The organism is Pseudomonas sp. LBUM1652 (genome assembly GCF_059716105.1).
In genome coordinates this window covers 5,283,534-5,297,808 of the sequence record NZ_CP166804.1, presented here as the reverse complement: position 1 = coordinate 5,297,808, position 14,275 = coordinate 5,283,534, and the positions used below count along the sequence as shown (strand labels likewise).

Below are 14,275 nucleotides of genomic sequence, written 5' to 3'. Positions count from 1 at the left end.
ATCAGCGACCTTGAATGGCCTTCCTTGCACTCGGTATTAACCACAAGACTGCTTCAGTAGACGTCCGCGAGCGCGTGGCCTTTACCCCTGAGCAACTGGTTGAGGCCTTGCAGCAGCTCTGCCGAATGACCGACAGCCGCGAAGCTGCGATCCTCTCCACCTGCAATCGCAGTGAGCTTTATATAGAACAGGATCAGCTTTCTGCGGATATCGTGCTGCGCTGGCTGGCCGATTATCACCATTTAAGCCTCGATGAGCTGCGCGCGAGTGCTTATGTGCATGAAGATGATGCGGCAGTTCGTCACATGATGCGCGTCGCCTCCGGGCTCGACTCGCTGGTATTGGGCGAACCACAGATTCTCGGCCAGATGAAGTCGGCCTACGCCGTGGCCCGCGAGGCCGGCACCATCGGGCCGCTGCTGGGGCGGCTGTTTCAGGCAACCTTCAATGCCGCCAAGCAGGTGCGTACCGACACCGCCATCGGTGAAAACCCGGTGTCCGTGGCGTTTGCCGCGGTCAGCCTGGCGAAACAGATTTTCAGTGATTTGCAACGCAGCCAGGCCTTGCTGATCGGCGCCGGCGAGACCATCACCCTGGTCGCCCGCCATCTGCACGAGCTGGGGGTCAAACGCATCGTTGTCGCCAACCGTACGCTTGAGCGTGCCAGCCTGTTGGCCGAGCAGTTCGGCGCCCACGCGGTGTTGCTCTCGGACATCCCGGCCGAACTGGTGCGCAGCGACATCGTCATCAGTTCGACGGCCAGCCAGTTACCGATTCTCGGCAAGGGCGCGGTGGAAAGCGCACTGAAGCTGCGCAAGCACAAACCGATCTTCATGGTCGACATCGCTGTTCCCCGGGATATCGAACCGGAAGTCGGCGAGTTGGACGACGTTTACCTGTATAGCGTCGACGATCTCCACGAAGTGGTCGCCGAGAACCTCAAGAGCCGCCAAGGCGCAGCGCAAGCGGCCGAAGAGATGGTCTCGGTCGGTGCCGACGATTTCATGGTGCGCCTGCGTGAGCTGGCGGCGGTCGATGTGCTCAAGGCCTATCGTCAACAGAGCGAACGCTTGCGCGACGAAGAGCTGCAAAAAGCCCTGCGTCTGCTGGCCAACGGCGGCAACGCTGAAGATGTGCTCGGCCAATTGGCCCGTGGCCTGACCAATAAACTGTTGCATGCACCCAGCGTGCAACTGAAAAAGCTTTCTGCCGAAGGCCGCCTCGATGCGCTGGCCATGGCCCAGGAACTCTTTGCCCTCGAGGGCTCACCGGATAGCTTTTCGGATAAAAAACCGCAATGAAAGCGTCACTGCTCAATAAACTGGACATCCTCCAGGATCGTTTCGAGGAACTGACCGCGTTGCTCGGCGACGGCGAAGTCATTTCCGATCAGGCCAAGTTCCGCGCTTATTCCAAGGAATACGCCGAACTCGAGCCGATCGTACACGCCTATAAAAAGCTGCTCAGCGTACAAAGCGATCTTGAAGGCGCTCAGGCGCTGCTCAAGGACAGCGACCCGGACATGCGTGAAATGGCCGTGGAAGAAGTCCGTGAAGCCAAAGAGTTGCTGATCACGCTGGAAGGCGATCTGCAGCGCATGTTGCTGCCCAAGGACCCCAACGACGGGCGCAACGTGTTTCTCGAAATTCGCGCCGGCACCGGTGGCGACGAGGCGGCGATTTTCTCCGGCGACCTGTTCCGCATGTACTCGCGTTACGCCGAACGCCGTGGCTGGCGTGTGGAGATCCTTTCGGAAAACGAAGGCGAACACGGCGGCTATAAAGAAGTCATCGCTCGCATTGAAGGCGACAACGTTTACGGCAAGCTGAAATTCGAATCCGGCGCGCACCGCGTACAGCGTGTACCCGCCACCGAATCCCAGGGACGTATCCACACCTCGGCCTGCACCGTAGCGGTGTTGCCGGAGCCGGACGAGCGGGAAGCCATTGAGATCAACCCGGCGGATTTGCGCGTCGACACTTACCGTTCCTCCGGGGCCGGTGGTCAACACGTCAACACGACCGACTCGGCGATTCGCATCACGCACATACCGACCGGCACCGTCGTCGAGTGTCAGGAAGAGCGTTCCCAGCACAAGAACCGTGCGCGGGCGATGGCGTGGCTGTCGGCCAAGCTCAACGATCAGCAAACCGCCGCGGCGGCCAATGCCATCGCCAGCGAGCGTAAATTGCTGGTCGGCTCCGGTGACCGTTCCGAGCGGATTCGCACCTACAACTTTGCCCAGGGCCGGGTCACCGACCATCGCGTCAACCTGACCCTGTACTCTCTTGATGACGTTCTCGCCGGTGGCGTTGACGCGGTGATCGAGCCTTTGCTGGCTGAATACCAGGCTGACCAACTCGCTGCGATAGGTGAATAAATGACCATCATTGCCAGCCTGTTGCGCGCCGCCGAACTGCCGGACTCACCTACCGCGCGTCTGGACGCCGAATTGCTTCTCGCGGCCGCGCTGGGCAAGTCGCGTAGCTTCCTGCACACCTGGCCCGAGCGCATCGTGCCGACGGAAGCCGCGCTGACCTTTGCCGAATACCTGCAACGCCGTCGTGGCGGCGAGCCGGTGGCCTACATTCTCGGCCAGCAAGGATTCTGGAAACTCGATCTGGAAGTCGCGCCGCACACGCTGATTCCCCGTCCGGACACGGAACTGCTGGTGGAAGCGGCGCTGGAATTGCTGCCAGCGACCCCGGCCAAAGTGCTCGACCTCGGCACCGGCAGCGGCGCGATTGCCCTGGCTCTGGCCAGTGAGCGTCCGGCATGGGAAGTCACCGCCGTGGATCGCGTGCTGGAAGCGGTGGCATTGGCCGAGCGCAATCGCCAGCGTCTGCACTTGAACAACGCCACGGTGCTGAGCAGTCACTGGTTCAGCGCTCTGGAAGGTCAGCGTTTTGATCTGATCATCAGCAACCCGCCGTACATTGCCGCCGCCGATCCACACCTGGTCGAAGGCGATGTGCGCTTCGAGCCGGCGAGTGCGCTGGTGGCCGGTGAGGATGGGCTCGACGATCTGCGCCTGATCGTTGCCCAGGCCCCGGATCATCTTCAGGCCGGCGGCTGGGTAATGCTCGAGCACGGCTATGATCAAGCCGAAGCCGTGCGCGATCTGTTGAACACTCGCGGTTTCGAAGAAGTCCACAGCCGCACCGATCTGGGCGGCCATCAACGCATCAGTCTGGGACGCCTGCCGTGCTGAATGATCAGGAGTTGCTGCGCTACAGCCGGCAGATTCTGCTGCAACACATCGATATCGATGGGCAACTGAAGCTCAAGGACAGTCGCGTCCTGATCGTCGGCCTCGGTGGTCTTGGCGCACCGGTTGCGCTGTATCTGGCGGCAGCCGGTGTCGGCGAACTGCATCTGGCGGACTTCGATACAGTCGATCTGACCAACCTGCAACGCCAGATCATTCACGACACCGACAGCGTCGGCATGAGCAAGGTCGACTCGGCGCTAAAGCGCTTGAGTGCGATCAATCCCGAGATTCAACTGGTGCCGCATCGTCAGGCGCTCGACGAGGACTCTCTCGCCGCTGCCGTTGCGGCGGTGGATCTGGTACTCGACTGTTCGGATAATTTTTCCACGCGCGAAGCGGTTAACGCTGCGTGCGTGGCCGCGACCAAACCCTTGGTCAGCGGCGCGGCGATTCGTCTTGAAGGGCAACTGTCGGTATTCGACCCGCGTCGCCCCGAGAGCCCTTGCTATCACTGTTTGTACGGGCATGGCAGCGAAGCCGAACTGACCTGCAGCGAGGCTGGTGTGGTCGGGCCGTTGGTGGGGTTGGTCGGCAGCCTTCAGGCGCTTGAAGCGTTGAAAGTGTTGGTCGGCTTCGGTGAGCCGCTGGTGGGCCGCTTGCTGTTGATCGATGCCTTGGGTTCGCGTTTCCGCGAGTTGCGGGTCAAGCGTGATCCGGGGTGCAGCGTCTGTGGGTCGCGCCATGCGTGAGGCGCCGGTCGGCGTGTTCGATTCCGGTGTCGGCGGTTTGTCGGTGCTGGCGGAAATCCAGCGCTTGTTGCCCAATGAGTCGCTGCTGTACTTCGCCGATTGCGGGCACATTCCGTACGGCGAGAAAACCCCGGAGTTCATCCGCCAGCGTTGCAGCGTGATGGCCGGGTTTTTTCGCGAGCAGGGCGCCAAGGCTTTGGTGGTCGCCTGCAATACCGCCACAGTGGCGGCGGCTGCCGATCTGCGCCGTGACTTTCCCGACTGGCCGATCGTTGGCATGGAGCCGGCGGTGAAACCGGCGGCCGCGGCAACGCGCAGCGGCGTGGTCGGTGTTCTCGCCACCACCGGCACCTTGCAGAGTGCCAAGTTCGCTGCGTTGCTTGATCGCTTTGCCACCGATGTGCGGGTGATTACTCAGCCGTGCCCGGGCCTGGTCGAATTGATTGAAAGCGGTGATCTGCACAGCGCCGAGTTGCGCCAGTTGCTGCAAAGCTATGTCGATCCGCTGCTGGCCAACGGTTGCGATACGATTATTCTTGGTTGCACGCACTATCCCTTCCTCAAGCCGATGCTCAAGTCGATGATCCCCGAGACCATCAGCCTGATCGATACCGGCGCCGCCGTGGCGCGGCAACTTCAACGGCTTTTGGCCGAGCGTGATCTGCTCGCCGAAGGACCGAACCGATCGGTCAGATTCTGGACCAGCGGTGATCCTCAGCACTTCAAAAACATCCTGCCGTTGTTGGGGCAAACTGCCGGCGACGTGCAAAACTTCAGTTTGTAAAAAAAATGTGAAATAACCGGAAGATCGGCTGAACTTCTGTTTGAGCGCTAGCTTCTATAGCGATGAGTTATCTAGAAAACCAAACGATCGTTCCGGAAAAGGAAGTTTCAAAGTGAAGCGACTATTCTGCCTGGCCGCGATTGCGGCCGCGTTGATGGGGCAAAGTATTACAGCACAAGCTGCCGGCGTTGAATTCGCCGTCGGTGCTACCAGCGATTCGACCATGACCTATCGCCTGGGGATGAATTTCGACTGGGACAAGAGCTGGCTGCAGAGCGACGTCGGTCGCCTGACCGGTTACTGGAGCGGTGCTTACACCTACTGGGAAGGTGACAAGACCTCCAGCAACAACAGCCTGTCGTTCTCGCCGGTATTTGTTTATGAGTTTGCCGGCCAGTCGGTCAAGCCCTATATCGAGGCGGGGATCGGTGTGGCGGCGTTCTCCAATACCAAATACGAATCTAACAATCTCGGCGGCTCCTTCCAGTTCGAAGACCGTCTCGGGTTTGGTCTGCGCTTCAATGGCGGGCATGAAGTCGGGATCCGCGCGACGCACTATTCCAACGCCGGTCTTGCCAGTGACAACGACGGTGTAGAAAGCTACTCGCTGCATTACACGTTGCCGTTGTAAGCAAAATCAAAAGATCGCAGCCTGCGTCAGCTCCTACAGGGAAAAACACAATCCCATGCAGGAGCTTCCGCAGGCTGCGATCTTTTCGCTTTTAATCAGCGGTAGGCTGTGGCGATACCCTGGCGTTCTTCGATGCACTCCGGTGCACCCATCTCGAACTCGCGACAAATCAGCGGGCGCTTCTCGTAAATCGTGCACATCATCGTGTCGCGATCCAGCGCCGCACACCAGCCGTCGTCCAGACGCAGCATCACTTCGCCGCCCCATTCATCGGTATCGATAAAACGATCAGGCACGCCCGTGTCGGTGATCAGCATCACTTCGAGCTGGCAGCAGCAGGCTGCGCAAGTCGAACAGGTGACCGCCGGTTCGGTGATTTGCTGGTGAGGAATGGTTTTCATGGCCGGCAGTGTAAGGCAGAGCTTGCCGAGTGTGTGAAAGCTCTGACGGACGCTCAGTGAGTCAAGCGTCGGGCCATGATGTGCAGCAGCGGAAACAGCAGCGCCCAGAGCAGGCCGATGCCGATCAGTGTCGGTAACTCGCCGTAGGGGAATTGCACCCCGGCCAGGCGCCCGCCACCGTAGTAAGACATTGCACCGCCGACCGCGCCGAGCGCGCTGGCCAGCCACCATGGCCTGGCAGTCCACTCAAGGCAATGACGCAAGGTCGTGGCGAGCAAGGCCCACAGCAACATCAGCCACAGCGGAATCAACGGCGACTGATCCTGAAACTCGAACACGCCGAGGGCGCGCAAGACGCTGTCCACCGCCGTGCCGACGATCACCACACTGAGCATCAAACGGCCTTCAGCCGCCCAACTGCTGATCCAGCGCAGATGAATCACCAGCACCGCCAACGCCAGCAGCAACCACAGGCTGTTGCCGCCGAGCACACAGACCAGCCAACCGAGCTGGAACAGCACGGCATTGGCGATCCGCTCAAGCATCGAAGCGGCCGAGCAGCGGCGCGGGCATGGCGGCCGGTTTGGCCAGCAACAACTGCGCGGTGCCGATGGTGCGTTCGAGGAATCCGCCCTCGCAATAGCACAGGTAAAACTCCCACAGTCTGAGGAAGTAATCGTCGTAGCCCAACTCGCTCAAGCGACTGTGGGCGCGGCGAAAGTTCTCGTGCCACAGGCGCAGGGTTTTGGCGTAGTGCAGGCCGAAGTCCTCCATGTGCAGCAGGTTCATGTCGGTTTCGCGACTGACCACCTCGAGCATCTTCTGTACAGACGGCAAGGCGCCGCCAGGGAAGATGTAGCGCTGGATAAAGTCGACCCCGCGTTTGGCCTGCTCGTAGCGCTGTTCGCGAATGGTGATTGCTTGAATCAGCATCAGGCCGTTGCTCTTGAGCAGGTGCGCGCATTGTTTGAAATAGGTGGGCAGGAAGCGATGGCCGACCGCTTCGATCATCTCGATCGATACCAGTTTGTCGTACTCGCCGGTGAGGTCGCGGTAGTCCTTGAGCAACAAGGTGACTTGATCCTGCAAGCCCAGCTTTTCGATGCGCTGAGCGGTAAAGGCGTACTGCTCCTTCGACAACGTGGTGGTGGTTACCCGGCAGCCATAGTTCTGCGCCGCGTAGAGCGCCATGCTGCCCCAGCCTGTGCCGATTTCCAGCAGGTGGTCCTCGGGCTTGAGCGCGAGCTTCTGGCAGATGCGCTCCAGTTTGTTCAGTTGCGCCTGTTCCAGACTGTCTTCGGGAGTGAGGAACTGCGCCGCCGAATACATCATGGTCGGGTCGAGAAACTGTTCGAACAAATCGTTGCCCAGATCGTAGTGGGCGGCGATGTTCTTCTGCGAGCCTTTGCGCGTATTGCGATTGAGCCAGTGCAAGCCCTGCACCAACGGTCGCCCAAGGCGGGCCAGACCGCCCTCCATCGCATCGAGTACTTCAAGGTTGCTGACGAACACCCGCACCACCGCAGTCAGGTCGGGCGAACTCCAGTAACCGTGGATAAACGCTTCGCCAGCGCCAATCGAACCGTTGCTGGCGACCATTCCCCAGACCGCCTTATCCTGGACATGAATTTCCCCAAGCAATGTGCTGCCAGGGGTGCCGAACAGCAGACGTTCGCCATCCTCAATGACCACCAGTTGCCCGTGTTTGAGCTGACCCAGCTGGCGCAAAACGCCACGGCGCAGGAGCGAGCCGGTCACGCCATTGGTGCTGAACAGATTGGCTTTGGCCGAGACGCTAGAGGATTTCATGGCGGCGCTCCTTGGGAAGCACGGTGGCGGTTTGAAAGCTGCCGTCAGCAGCCTTGTGAGTGAAGATCGGTGCACGTTTGAGCAACAGGCGCAGTGCCTGCCAGTAAATCGCCAGAGCTGTTTTTGCCGTCATCCATGGAAAACGCCGCAAATAGCGATGCAAGTTTGGCCGGTCGAGTGTTTCGCGTTTCAGGCTGAGGGTGGCGTCGAACAATTTGTGTTCGCCCTGCCAGTCCGCCATGTGCACGCCGAGGCTTTGCGCGGCGGGGCTGAAACTCATGCGGTATTCCAGATCGCGCGGCAGAAAAGGCGAAACGTGAAAGGCTTTGGCCACGGCGAAATGTTGATGGAAGTCGTGCAGGTTCACCCGGGGGCTGGCGGGCAGTACGTAGTGATAACGCTCGCGCCACGGGGTGTTGGTGACTTCGCAAAGAATGGCCGCAAGTTGCCCGTCAGGTTCATGGCAATAAAAAAAACTCACCGGGTTGAACGAAAGGCCCCAACTGCGAGGCTGGGTCAGCAGGCAGATCGAACCCTGTGGCTCATACCCGATAGCCTCAGCGACCCGCTGGCGCACAGCATCGATAAGGCGAACGCCCCGACCGGTGAAGGTTTTCAGGTAGTCCGTCTCGCGGAAGGAGAACGGCGCAAATCGACTGCGTCCCGCCAGTGGCGATAAACCCAGCACCGCGTCCTGCTCGGCCAGATCCAGATACAGCAGACCAATCCGGTAACGAAACTCATGCCGGCGCGGCGCAAAACGTCGGTGGCCGATCCAGCCGCTGTACAGGGCGCTGTTCATAAGGTTTCCCCGAACGCGGCGGCCACGCGCAAGCCGCTGACCACACCGTCCTCATGGAAACCGTTGGCCCAGTAGGCACCGCAGTAATGGGTGTTCTGCACGCCGTCCAGTTCGGCCCAGCGGTTTTGTGCGGCTACCGCTGTGAGGCTGAACTGCGGGTGGGCGTAGGTGTATTTGGCGAGCACCTTGAACGGACTGATGCCGGCACTCTGGTTGAGGCTGACGCAGAACGTGGTGTCGCTCTCAATCCCTTGCAGGATGTTCATGTCGTAAGTGACGGCCGCGTGGGTATGGCCGGCACCGCTCAAGCGATAATTCCAGCTGGCCCAAGCGAGTTTGCGTGTCGGCAGTAGACGCGTATCGGTGTGCAGCACGACTTCGTTGTCGGCGTAGGGCATGGCGCCGAGAATCGCCCGTTCGGCGTCGCTCGGGGTCGCCAGCAGTTGCAAGGCCTGATCGCTGTGGCAGGCGAACACCACTTTGTCGAAATGCTCGATGCCCGCCGGGCTGTGGATAACCACGCCGTGTTCGTCGCGATCGACTCGGCTCACCGGGCAGTTCAGGCGGATCCTGTCCTTGAACGATGCGGTCAGCGGCGCGATGTAGGCGCTGGAACCCCCGTCGATCACCCGCCATTGCGGGCGGTCACTGACTGACAGCAGGCCATGATTCTTGAAGAACCGCACAAAGAACTGCAGCGGAAAATTGAGCATCTCGGCCATCGGCATTGACCAGATCGCCGCGCCCATCGGCACGATGTAGTGCAGGATGAAGCGCTCGCCATAACCGCCGGCCTTGAGGTAATCATCCAGGGTCATGTCGGCCGCGATGCGCTGTTCGGCAAGGTCGCGCTGGGCTTCTTTGTTAAAGCGCAGGATGTCGCGCAGCATGCCCCAAAACCCCGGCGACAACAGATTGCGCCGCTGGGCGAACAGGCTGTTGAGGTTGTTGCCGTTGTATTCCAGACCGCTATCCGGATCAGTCACCGAAAAGCTCATTTCAGTAGGGCTGGACGTCACCCCGAGCTGATCGAGCAAGCGGATGAAGTTGGGGTAGGTCCAGTCGTTGAACACGATGAAACCGGTGTCGACCGCGTACTGACGTTCGTCGACCGTCACCTGCACCGTGTGCGTGTGACCGCCGACCCAGTCGCCGGCCTCGAACACGGTGACGTCATGGCGACGATTGAGCAGGTAGGCGCAGGTCAGCCCCGCGATCCCGCTGCCGACGATAGCGACCTTCATACTGGATCACGCAGCGGCGGTGATTTGCGCACCATGCGTTTGCCGATTGCCAGTTGCAGACGGGCAGGCAGTTTCGACAAGGGCCACAGCGCCGCCATGAACAGCGCCGGGAAGGCGATCTCCAGTGGTCGATCCTTGAGCTTGGCGAAGATGTGCCGCGCGGCTTTATCCACAGGCCAACTGAGCGGCATCGGAAAATCGTTCTTCGCGGTCAGCGGAGTTTCGACGAAACCCGGACTGACCACGGTGACTTCAATGCCCTCATCCGCCAGATCAATGCGCAACGATTCGAACAGATAACGCAGCCCTGCTTTGGACGCGCCGTAGGCTTCGGCCCTTGGCAGCGGCATGTAAGTCACGGAACTCGCCACCCCGACCAGATGCGGCGCGGTGCCTTTGCGCAGCAAGGGCAGGGCGGCTTCGATGCAGTAAGCGCTGGCGAGCAGATTGGTGCGCACCACGTGCTCGACAATGGAGGCGTCGAACTGCCGGGCGTCGACATATTCACAGGTGCCGGCATTGAGGATCACCGTGTCCAGTGAGCCCCAGGCCTCGTTAATCTGTTCGCCGATTTCCCGGACCGTCTGGCTGTTGGTCAGGTCTCCGGGCACCACCAGCACTTGTCCCGGATAGCGTTGTGACAAGACCTTGAGTGGGGCGACCTGGCGTGAGCTGACCGCCAGATGCGCACCGCTTTTCAGAATGTCCTCAGCCAGTGCCGCGCCGATGCCACTGCTGGCACCGGTCAGCCAATAACGCCGTGGAGGTGTACGACTCATCCCATTCTCCTTTTCAGCCAGGCGATCACCCGGCCCAATACTGGCAAGTGTTCATAGAGCAACGCCCCGGCATCGAAATAATCCCGATGGCGATAAACCTTGTCGCGCCAAAGCAGGTGCGAGCAACCGCTGACCCGGATCACCCGGCCCCCGGCCAAGCGTGGATGGCGATAACTCATGACCCAGCGCAGGTAGCCTTCACCGTCGCTGATCTGGTCGAAACCGTGGAAGTCGAAACGCAGCTCGCTGACGTTGGCGTACAGCTCACTGAAGTAATCACGCAATTGCGCCAACCCCTGTACTTCGTGCAGCGGGTCGGTGAACTGAACGTCATCGCTGTACAGCTCGCCCAAACGGTGCAGGTTCTCTGAGTTCAATTCGGCAAACTGGCGGGCGAAGCGGCGCAGGAATTCACTCATGATCGCCTCCGGCCGGTTGGCGCGAGGGCAGATTTTTGAACGCGGTCAGCGCCCGCTCCCGCGAGGCACTCAGATTGACGATTGGCGTTGGGTAATCCGCCACACCGAACAATCCGCCGGCACTGGCCGGGTTATGCACAGCTTTTTTGTCGAGGCCGGCCAGTTCCGGCAGCCAGTGCTTGATGAACAAGCCTTCGCTGTCGAATTTTTCCGACTGGCTCAGTGGATTGAAAATGCGGAAATACGGCGCCGAATCGGTGCCCGTCGACGAGCTCCATTGCCAGCCGCCGTTGTTCGCGGCCAGATCCCCATCAATCAAATGCCGCATGAAAAAGCGCTCGCCTTCGCGCCAGTCGATCAGCAGGTTCTTGGTCAGGAACATTGCCACCACCATGCGCAGGCGATTGTGCATCCAGCCGGTTTCGAGCAATTGGCGCATGGCGGCATCGATGATCGGCAGGCCGGTACGCGCCTCTTGCCATGCGGCGAGGTCATCCGGCGCGTTGCGCCAGGCCAGTGCTTCGGTTTCCGGACGGAACGCGCGGTGGCGCGAGACCCGTGGATAACCCACCAGAATGTGTTTGTAGAACTCGCGCCACAGCAACTCGTTGATCCAGGTGACGGCGCCGACTTTGCCGCTTTCGAACTCGCCCTGATTGCTTTGCAGGGCGGCGTGCAGACATTGGCGCGGCGAGATCACACCGGCGGCCAGGTACGCCGACAGCTGACTGGTGCCGGGCTTGGCCGGGAAGTCGCGCTCGCTTTTGTAGTAATCGATTTGGGCGTCGGCAAAGGTGTCGAGACGGCGACGGGCTTCTTGTTCGCCGGCAGGCCACAGGTCACGCAACGACTCGCTCGGTGCGGCGAAGCCTTTGACGGACGCAGGAATCGGATCACTGTCGATGTTCAATGGCGACTGTTTGCCGGGGACTGTTACCAACGCCGGCATCGCGCGATGCAGGCGCTCGTAACAGACCTTGCGAAACTGGCTGAATACCTGAAAGTAGGTTCCGGTCTTGGTCAGCACGGTGCCGGGCTTGAACAGCAATTGATCGAGGTAACTGCGAAAATCGATACCTTCGGCCTGCAATGCCTCGGCCACGGCTGCATCACGGCGGCTTTCGTGGATGCCATATTCCTCGTTGACATGCACCGCTTCGATGTCCAATTGCCGACAGAGTTTGAGCAGCTCCGCCGGCGCCTGATCCCAGTGCGCCGCCGTGCGAATCAACAACGGAATGTTCAGGGCTCCGAGACTTTTACTCAGCTCATTCAGATTGCGCAGCCAGAAGTCGACCTTGCACGGCGCGTCGTCATGTTCTTGCCACTGCTGTGGGCTCAACAGATACACCGCGACCGTCGGACCGCGCGCTGCGGCCGCCGCGAGGGCAGTGTTGTCGTGTTGGCGCAAGTCGCTGCGCAGCCAGATCAATTGCATGTCGGTATTCGCCGCGCTCATTAAATCAGCCCATGCTGAACGAGGGTCTGGTGCGCCGAAAGCGCATCTTCAGCCAGGTACAAATCAGCAGTTTCTGAGGTTTTTACGGACAACTCGGCGTGGTGGATGCATACCGTTGGTCCGACAATCATTTTCGTGCAACTCACGCCAGCCAACAGTTTCGGCAACTGCGCAAGCTGCATGGCTTTGCTGGAATACAGCAGTACGCCACGGGCTTGCAGATGTTCGACCGTCAGTGCCAGCTCCCCGGCCGGTAACGGCCAGTCAAACACTTGCACAGGGCAATTGGCGCTGCTGATCAACCAAGCGCATAGCCACAGATGAGGTTCCAGTGGCAGGTCGGAATGGTTGATCAGCAACAGGGGCGCAGCGTGCAGTTGATGATTGTTATGGTAGATGCGTGCGCCGAATTTGCTGCGTAGCCACGAATAAAAGAACACGCGTTCCATCTGCGCGCCGAACTGGCCCTGCCAGCGCTGTTCCAGTTCTTCCAGCAGCGGCATCAGCAATTGCTCGCACAATGTGCGCGGCGGGTAGAGCGCCATCGCTTGATTGACGCTGTCGTCGACGGTGCGTTCATCGAGTTGCGTAACGGCTGCCAGCAGGGTCTGGCGCAACCGTTGCCAGTCGTTTTCCACCGGTTCGCTGAATGCCTGCGGCGTGTCGAGCAGCGGTTTGACCTGGCTGACCGCGACGCCGCGGTTGAGCCAGGTGAGGATGGTCAGAATGCGTTGTACGTGCTCGGCCGAATACAGCCGATGGCCCTTCGGTGTGCGTTGCGGGATGACGAGTCCATAACGACGCTCCCACGCACGCAGCGTGATCGCATTGACGCCGGTCTGGCGCGCCACTTCGCGGATCGGCAGCCAGCCTTCGTCGAGGGCTTTCTTGAAGTCGGCGCCGAGGTCTTCCTGGGCGCTTGAATCGGGTTTTTCATTCATTAGATAGCGTTTCGCAGGCTGAGATTTTCCGGATGCGGTTGCAGGTAAACCTGTTGCGCAATGTACGGATCCGGATGTTGGCGAAAGTGATGTTTGAGCAGTGTCAGCGGTACCACCAGCGGTACAATGCCGTGGCGGTACTGGCCGATCACGTGCTGCATTTCCTGTTTGTCTTCGGCAGTGATGACCTGCTTGAGGTAACCGCTGATGTGCTGCAAGACGTTGCTATGGGTGCGCCGGGTCGCGCACTTTTTCAACGCGGCCATCAGCTCGCTGAAATAGCGAGGGCCGAGTTCGGCCGGGTCGCTGTGGCCCATGTTGCCGAGCATGTTGCCCAGCGTCTTGTATTGCACCGGGTTATGGGCCATCAGCAGATATTTGTAGCGCGAGTGAAATTCGGTGAGCGCGCGACGGCTCAAACCCTGGGTCAGTAATTGCTGCCAGGCGCTGTAGGCGAGGACGCGGGTGATGAAGTTTTCCCGTAGCACCGGGTCGTTCAAGCGTCCGGCTTCTTCCACCGGCAAGTCCGGGTGTCGCGCGCAGAAGGCCTGGGCGTAGATACCGCGACCGCCGCCGTTCACTGGAGCGCCATTGGCGTGATAGACCTTGACCCGTTCCAGCCCGCAGGACGGCGATTGCTGCATGAAGATATAGCCGCAGAGGTCACCAAGTTCGGCGGCCATTTTCTCGCCGTACTCAGCCAGTGGCGCAGTAACGTTGATCGTCGGGTTGACGGTGCCGATAGCTTCGGGGCTTTCAGGATTGCCTACCAGACGAATCGGCTCGCGGGGAATGCCCAGGCCGATGGCGACTTCCGGGCATACCGGGACGAACTCGAAGTGTTCAGCGAGTGTGCGGCTGCACAGTCGCGATTCCTTGTGTCCGCCGTTGTAGCGCACCTCGGCGCCCAGCAGGCAGGCGCTGATGGCTATCTTGGGTTTGAGCTGGGAAGCTTCGGACATAAGCACCTCGAATCTATACCTGTACAGAGAGTTATCTCTGTACAACATTTCTTTCAGCATAGATTCATGGGTGTACAAGTCAAA

The 14,275-nt window shown here is 60.2% G+C and carries 16 protein-coding genes; 6 read left to right on the top strand and 10 right to left on the bottom strand.

Annotated features, from left to right (window positions below; genetic code table 11):
- Positions 1 to 14: 14 nt before the first annotated feature.
- The 6 genes from hemA to ACA069_RS23835 all read left to right on the top strand — a co-directional run bounded on the left by hemA (position 15) and on the right by ACA069_RS23835 (position 5,375).
- On the top strand, positions 15 to 1,301 hold the full coding sequence (gene hemA / locus ACA069_RS23860) for a glutamyl-tRNA reductase (RefSeq protein WP_187678054.1): 1,287 nt from the start codon (positions 15 to 17) through the stop codon (positions 1,299 to 1,301).
- Positions 1,298 to 2,380, top strand: a complete 1,083-nt coding sequence (gene prfA, locus ACA069_RS23855) for a peptide chain release factor 1 (protein ID WP_401271813.1) — start codon at positions 1,298 to 1,300, stop codon at positions 2,378 to 2,380. The genes hemA and prfA overlap by 4 nt, the downstream gene beginning before the upstream one ends.
- Positions 2,381 to 3,211, top strand: coding sequence for a peptide chain release factor N(5)-glutamine methyltransferase (gene prmC, locus ACA069_RS23850; protein WP_497615348.1), 831 nt, complete (start codon positions 2,381 to 2,383; stop codon positions 3,209 to 3,211).
- Positions 3,205 to 3,960 carry a molybdopterin-synthase adenylyltransferase MoeB gene (locus ACA069_RS23845; RefSeq protein WP_497615347.1) on the top strand — a complete coding sequence of 252 codons (756 nt, stop codon included), beginning with the start codon at positions 3,205 to 3,207 and terminating at the stop codon, positions 3,958 to 3,960. The genes prmC and ACA069_RS23845 overlap by 7 nt, the downstream gene beginning before the upstream one ends.
- Positions 3,953 to 4,744 (top strand): glutamate racemase, encoded by a 792-nt coding sequence (gene murI, locus ACA069_RS23840; protein WP_497615346.1) that lies wholly within the window; start codon positions 3,953 to 3,955, stop codon positions 4,742 to 4,744. The genes ACA069_RS23845 and murI overlap by 8 nt, the downstream gene beginning before the upstream one ends.
- Before the next feature lie 112 nt (positions 4,745 to 4,856).
- Positions 4,857 to 5,375, top strand: coding sequence for an acyloxyacyl hydrolase (locus tag ACA069_RS23835; protein ID WP_497615345.1), 519 nt, complete (start codon positions 4,857 to 4,859; stop codon positions 5,373 to 5,375).
- Positions 5,376 to 5,470: 95 nt separating this feature from the next.
- Here ACA069_RS23835 and ACA069_RS23830 read toward each other — a convergent pair whose 3' ends face one another.
- The 10 genes from ACA069_RS23830 to ACA069_RS23785 are packed head-to-tail and all read right to left on the bottom strand — an operon-like array spanning position 5,471 to position 14,191.
- The gene (locus ACA069_RS23830; RefSeq protein WP_187678048.1) at positions 5,471 to 5,776 is read right to left on the bottom strand and encodes a YkgJ family cysteine cluster protein; all 306 of its coding nucleotides are present in this window, start codon (positions 5,774 to 5,776) and stop codon (positions 5,471 to 5,473) included.
- 53 nt (positions 5,777 to 5,829) lie between these two features.
- Complete coding sequence (locus ACA069_RS23825; RefSeq protein ID WP_497615344.1) at positions 5,830 to 6,321, bottom strand: DUF2878 domain-containing protein; 492 nt, start codon at positions 6,319 to 6,321, stop codon at positions 5,830 to 5,832.
- Complete coding sequence (locus ACA069_RS23820) at positions 6,314 to 7,585, bottom strand: class I SAM-dependent methyltransferase (protein WP_497615343.1); 1,272 nt, start codon at positions 7,583 to 7,585, stop codon at positions 6,314 to 6,316. Before ACA069_RS23820 ends, ACA069_RS23825 begins: the two co-directional genes overlap by 8 nt.
- The gene (locus tag ACA069_RS23815; RefSeq protein ID WP_187678045.1) at positions 7,572 to 8,387 is read right to left on the bottom strand and encodes a DUF1365 domain-containing protein; all 816 of its coding nucleotides are present in this window, start codon (positions 8,385 to 8,387) and stop codon (positions 7,572 to 7,574) included. The genes ACA069_RS23820 and ACA069_RS23815 overlap by 14 nt, the downstream gene beginning before the upstream one ends.
- On the bottom strand, positions 8,384 to 9,631 hold the full coding sequence (locus ACA069_RS23810; protein WP_497615342.1) for an NAD(P)/FAD-dependent oxidoreductase: 1,248 nt from the start codon (positions 9,629 to 9,631) through the stop codon (positions 8,384 to 8,386). The genes ACA069_RS23815 and ACA069_RS23810 overlap by 4 nt, the downstream gene beginning before the upstream one ends.
- Entirely contained in the window at positions 9,628 to 10,410 is a 783-nt protein-coding gene (locus ACA069_RS23805; RefSeq protein ID WP_187678043.1) for an SDR family NAD(P)-dependent oxidoreductase, read from the bottom strand. The genes ACA069_RS23810 and ACA069_RS23805 overlap by 4 nt, the downstream gene beginning before the upstream one ends.
- Positions 10,407 to 10,829, bottom strand: coding sequence for a nuclear transport factor 2 family protein (locus ACA069_RS23800; protein ID WP_497615341.1), 423 nt, complete (start codon positions 10,827 to 10,829; stop codon positions 10,407 to 10,409). The genes ACA069_RS23805 and ACA069_RS23800 overlap by 4 nt, the downstream gene beginning before the upstream one ends.
- Positions 10,822 to 12,267: a deoxyribodipyrimidine photo-lyase gene (gene phrB, locus ACA069_RS23795; RefSeq protein ID WP_497618295.1), complete on the bottom strand. Its 1,446-nt coding sequence runs from the start codon at positions 12,265 to 12,267 to the stop codon at positions 10,822 to 10,824. Before phrB ends, ACA069_RS23800 begins: the two co-directional genes overlap by 8 nt.
- 20 nt (positions 12,268 to 12,287) lie before the next feature.
- A complete protein-coding gene (locus ACA069_RS23790; protein WP_401271804.1) occupies positions 12,288 to 13,229 on the bottom strand; it encodes a MerR family transcriptional regulator in 942 nt (313 codons plus the stop codon).
- A complete protein-coding gene (locus tag ACA069_RS23785; RefSeq protein WP_489881042.1) occupies positions 13,229 to 14,191 on the bottom strand; it encodes a YbgA family protein in 963 nt (320 codons plus the stop codon). Before ACA069_RS23785 ends, ACA069_RS23790 begins: the two co-directional genes overlap by 1 nt.
- Positions 14,192 to 14,275 lie beyond the last annotated feature (84 nt).

What these genes read in the sequence shown, in the direction of transcription:
- hemA (WP_187678054.1), top strand. Translation starts at nt 15, where the DNA reads ATGGCCTTCCTTGCACTCGGTATTAACCACAAGACTGCTTCAGTAGAC.
- ACA069_RS23785 (WP_489881042.1), bottom strand. Translation starts at nt 14,191, where the DNA reads ATGTCCGAAGCTTCCCAGCTCAAACCCAAGATAGCCATCAGCGCCTGC.
- ACA069_RS23820 (WP_497615343.1), bottom strand. Translation starts at nt 7,585, where the DNA reads ATGAAATCCTCTAGCGTCTCGGCCAAAGCCAATCTGTTCAGCACCAAT.
- ACA069_RS23830 (WP_187678048.1), bottom strand. Translation starts at nt 5,776, where the DNA reads ATGAAAACCATTCCTCACCAGCAAATCACCGAACCGGCGGTCACCTGT.
- ACA069_RS23805 (WP_187678043.1), bottom strand. Translation starts at nt 10,410, where the DNA reads ATGAGTCGTACACCTCCACGGCGTTATTGGCTGACCGGTGCCAGCAGT.
- ACA069_RS23790 (WP_401271804.1), bottom strand. Translation starts at nt 13,229, where the DNA reads ATGAATGAAAAACCCGATTCAAGCGCCCAGGAAGACCTCGGCGCCGAC.
- ACA069_RS23800 (WP_497615341.1), bottom strand. Translation starts at nt 10,829, where the DNA reads ATGAGTGAATTCCTGCGCCGCTTCGCCCGCCAGTTTGCCGAATTGAAC.
- ACA069_RS23825 (WP_497615344.1), bottom strand. Translation starts at nt 6,321, where the DNA reads ATGCTTGAGCGGATCGCCAATGCCGTGCTGTTCCAGCTCGGTTGGCTG.
- ACA069_RS23815 (WP_187678045.1), bottom strand. Translation starts at nt 8,387, where the DNA reads ATGAACAGCGCCCTGTACAGCGGCTGGATCGGCCACCGACGTTTTGCG.
- phrB (WP_497618295.1), bottom strand. Translation starts at nt 12,267, where the DNA reads ATGCAATTGATCTGGCTGCGCAGCGACTTGCGCCAACACGACAACACT.
- ACA069_RS23810 (WP_497615342.1), bottom strand. Translation starts at nt 9,631, where the DNA reads ATGAAGGTCGCTATCGTCGGCAGCGGGATCGCGGGGCTGACCTGCGCC.
- murI (WP_497615346.1), top strand. Translation starts at nt 3,953, where the DNA reads ATGCGTGAGGCGCCGGTCGGCGTGTTCGATTCCGGTGTCGGCGGTTTG.
- prfA (WP_401271813.1), top strand. Translation starts at nt 1,298, where the DNA reads ATGAAAGCGTCACTGCTCAATAAACTGGACATCCTCCAGGATCGTTTC.
- prmC (WP_497615348.1), top strand. Translation starts at nt 2,381, where the DNA reads ATGACCATCATTGCCAGCCTGTTGCGCGCCGCCGAACTGCCGGACTCA.